The 3,606-nt window shown below is 32.8% G+C and carries 3 protein-coding genes; all 3 read right to left on the bottom strand.

The features are described from left to right. Positions 1 to 15: 15 nt before the first annotated feature. The 3 genes from xdhC to ABY863_RS13175 all read right to left on the bottom strand — a co-directional run bounded on the left by xdhC (position 16) and on the right by ABY863_RS13175 (position 3,500). A complete protein-coding gene (gene xdhC, locus ABY863_RS13165; protein ID WP_372795578.1) occupies positions 16 to 777 on the bottom strand; it encodes a xanthine dehydrogenase accessory protein XdhC in 762 nt (253 codons plus the stop codon). A 75-nt stretch (positions 778 to 852) separates the two neighbouring features. Then, positions 853 to 3,042 carry a molybdopterin cofactor-binding domain-containing protein gene (locus ABY863_RS13170; protein WP_372795580.1) on the bottom strand — a complete coding sequence of 730 codons (2,190 nt, stop codon included), beginning with the start codon at positions 3,040 to 3,042 and terminating at the stop codon, positions 853 to 855. Continuing rightward, on the bottom strand, positions 3,042 to 3,500 hold the full coding sequence (locus tag ABY863_RS13175; RefSeq protein WP_372795582.1) for a (2Fe-2S)-binding protein: 459 nt from the start codon (positions 3,498 to 3,500) through the stop codon (positions 3,042 to 3,044). Before ABY863_RS13175 ends, ABY863_RS13170 begins: the two co-directional genes overlap by 1 nt. Positions 3,501 to 3,606: the final 106 nt, after the last annotated feature.

The following is a 3,606-nucleotide window of genomic DNA, read 5'->3' on the forward strand; positions in this document are numbered from 1 at the left end:
AGTACAAAAATGGACTTATTTCCCATAATAATCTTTCAATAATTCAGCAGCCACACTTATGGCAATTTCTTTTGGTGTGTGTCCACCAATATCTAAGCCAATCGGACAATGAACAGGTGAAATTCCAGCCTCAAAATTCAACTCATTTCTTAGCATATTATTGAACTTATTCTTTTTGGTTTTACTTCCAATTAATCCAATATACTTGGTTTCTGAATGTAAAGCTAAAGCTGTAATTTCAAAATCTAATTTATGATCGTGAGTCATAATCACTATATAACAATTTGACCCCCAGTTTATGTGTTGTTTGTATAAATCGAAATCAATATCAACGTAATTAATACTTTTATCTATTTCAATAGTATTTTTCCAATTATTACGTGTATCTAGTAGGGTAATATTGAAAGGAGTATCTTTTAAAATAGTACAAATTTCCACGCCAATATGACCAGCGCCAAATAAAAATAATTCAGGAGTTTGATTCATAGGTTCTATAATTAATTCCACTTTACCTCCACAACATTGTTCAAATTCTGGACCTAAAGTATAGCTAAACTCTTTGATTTTATTTTCTTTAATTGAAACTACAGCTTCATCAATTACTTGAAACTCTAATTTTCCACCACCGATAGTTCCAAAAATTTCTTTTTGTTTGGTTACAATCATTCTTGAAACCACTTTACATGGAGCCGAGCCTAAAATTTTTGTAACTGTAACCAAAGCAACAGGTTGCTTTTTAAGTTTAAAATCTTGTAATAATTCTATCCAATTGTTCATTTACTTTTTTTACTTTTCTACTGTTAAATATTGTCATTACTGCGAAGGCAGGAATGACATAACTATAAAATAAACTTAAAGTAAATCATAATCAGACAATGGTAAATTATAATATCGTTTTCCTGTTGTTTTAAAAATTGCATTTATAATAGCAGGAGCAATTACAGGTACACCAGGCTCTCCAACACCTGTTGGTTTTTCAGAACTTTCAACAATTTCAACATGTACTTTTGGAGCTTGATGAATGCGGGTCATTTGATAATCATGATAATTACTTTGTTCAATGGCGCCATTTTTAGCAGTAATTTTTCCGTAAAAAGCTAGTGACATTCCGAAAATTGCAGACCCTTGCATTTGAGCTTCAATAGTATTTTTGTTAACAACAGTGCCACAATCAATTGCAGTAAATACATTATGAACTTTAACTTTATTGTTAATTACAGAAACCTCAACCACAGAAGCTACATACGTATAAAAACTATAATGAACTGCCAATCCATAAGCATGTCCTTCAGGAAGTTGTTTCTCCCATTCAGCATTTTTAGCCGCAATTTTTAATACATTTTTAAGTCGTGCAGTATCATATTTGTACTCATCAGTAGTATCTTCAATTCTATCATTTCCAATTAAATTCAATCTAAACTCTAAAGAATCTTTTCCTGCGGCAAAAGCTAATTCATCAGCGAAAACATTTTCAGAAAATCCGTGAGGAATATTTATAACAGAACGCAACCAACCAATTCTAACATGGGCAGGAGCTTGCCCAACTTCAACCTTTATATTTTCTATATCAAAAGGAATATTTGCAGCACTTGAAATTTCAAAACCAGCAGCATAATCAACTCCCGGAGAAAAAGTAGAAACGATGGAAGGCAAGGCAAACCGATGAAGCCAACCAGTAACATTTCCATTTTCATCTAAAGATGCTTTTAAATATTGTGAGCTTACGGTATGATAATAACCATGTTTAATGTCATCTTCACGTGACCAAACAACTTGCACAGGAGCGTTAATTGCTTTTGAAACCATAACGGCTTCAACCACATAATCTGGTTTTGATTTTCGACCAAAACCTCCACCCAATAAAGTAACATTGATAGTTACTTTTTCTTCAGTTGTTTTTAAATAATCTATTACTTCTTTTCTTGCAGATTGTGGGTCTTGAGTGGGTGCCCAAACTTCACAAGCATCACCTTGAACCCAAGCAACTGCATTTGGAACTTCCATTGGTGCGTGTGCCAAATGTGGTAATTGAAAAGTGCTTTCTACAATTTTGTTTGCATTTTTAAATGCTTTATTTACATTTCCAGTATTTTTCCCTACTTTTCCTTGTTTGTGAACATTTTCAGTGATTTGATTCATGTATTTTTCTGAATCATAAACTTCATTATCACCAAAATTCCATTCAATTATTAAAGCATCTCTACCTTTAAAAGCTGCCCAAGTATTTGAGGCAATTACCGCAATACCACCCAATGCACCAAAAGGTTTTTCAATTCGTGGAATTTCAATCACGTCTTCAACTCCAGCAATTTTTAAAGCTTCGGTTTTGTCGAAAGATTTTACGGTTCCAAATGCAACAGGGCAACGTTGTATTGCTACAAATTTCATATTAGGAATGCGTTTATCTAAACCATATACAGCACTTCCATTTGAATATTCTTCAGCATCTACACTTCTTAAATATTTTCCAATATACTTGAAATCTTTTGGGTTTTTTAATTGTATGTCAGTTGGAATTTCTAAAATTTTGGCAGTTTCAACTAAATCTCCAAATGCTATTTTTTTACCGCTTGAATGTATAATAAAATGATTTTCAGCAGTACATTCTGATGCGGGTACTTGCCAAGTTTGTGCAGCGGCAGTAATTAACATTGCTTTTGCCATAGCACCCATTTGTCGCATAGTTTCATACAAATAACGAATACTACGAGAACCATCTGTATTTTGATCGCCATATTTAGCATCACCAGTGGCTTGTTTCACTACTACCTTATTCCAGTCAGCTTCCATTTCATCAGCAATAACTGATGTTAATGAAGTTCGAACACCATTTCCCATTTCTGAACGTGAAGCAATTAAAATTAAACTTCCATCGGAATTTAACTGAACAAATAAGTTTGGATTGAAATCTACTAAATTTTTAATTTCTTCTTTTTCTTTGTCTGAAAAGATGGAAGTATTACAAGCTAAAACCAATCCGCCTGATGCTAAACCTATTACTTTTACAAAACCCCTACGACTTATATTTTTTATAGTTCCCATTAGTTTTGGTTTTTAAGTTCAACAGTTCTATAAATAGCATCTTTAATACGTTGGTACGTTCCGCATCGGCAAATATTTCCAATCATGGCTTCATTGATATCTTTATCGGATGGATTCTCATTTTTATCAAGCAATGCAGCAGCAGCTATTAGTTGCCCTGGTTGGCAAAAACCACATTGAGCAACATTGAGTTCAACCCAAGATTCTTGTAATAATTGTAAGTTGTCAGATTCTCCTTCAATGGTTAAAATCTCTTTTCCTTCTGCAGTAGAAACAGGAATCATACATGACTGTACAGGTGAATTATCTAAAAGAACTTTGCAAGAGCCACACACCCCAATTCCACAGCCATATTTTGTTCCTGTAAGTCCTATAATATCTCTAATAACCCAAAGTAAAGGCATATCTGGAGCAACATCAATTGTATGTTTTTCTCCATTAATACGAAGTGTAATCATATTAAAATTTAATTAGTTGTTAGTTTTGAGTTACAATTTAAGAATTTTTTGCTTAAAAATTAAGGGGATATCCTATTTAACAAAAATTTAATTTGAATAGCAATTA

The organism is Lutibacter sp. (assembly GCF_041562875.1).
Classification (GTDB): Bacteria; Bacteroidota; Bacteroidia; order Flavobacteriales; family Flavobacteriaceae; genus Lutibacter.

Bases quoted from the DNA above. Each gene is read 5' to 3' on its own strand.
- xdhC (WP_372795578.1), bottom strand. From the start codon at position 777: ATGAACAATTGGATAGAATTATTACAAGATTTTAAACTTAAAAAGCAA.
- ABY863_RS13175 (WP_372795582.1), bottom strand. From the start codon at position 3,500: ATGATTACACTTCGTATTAATGGAGAAAAACATACAATTGATGTTGCT.
- ABY863_RS13170 (WP_372795580.1), bottom strand. From the start codon at position 3,042: ATGGGAACTATAAAAAATATAAGTCGTAGGGGTTTTGTAAAAGTAATA.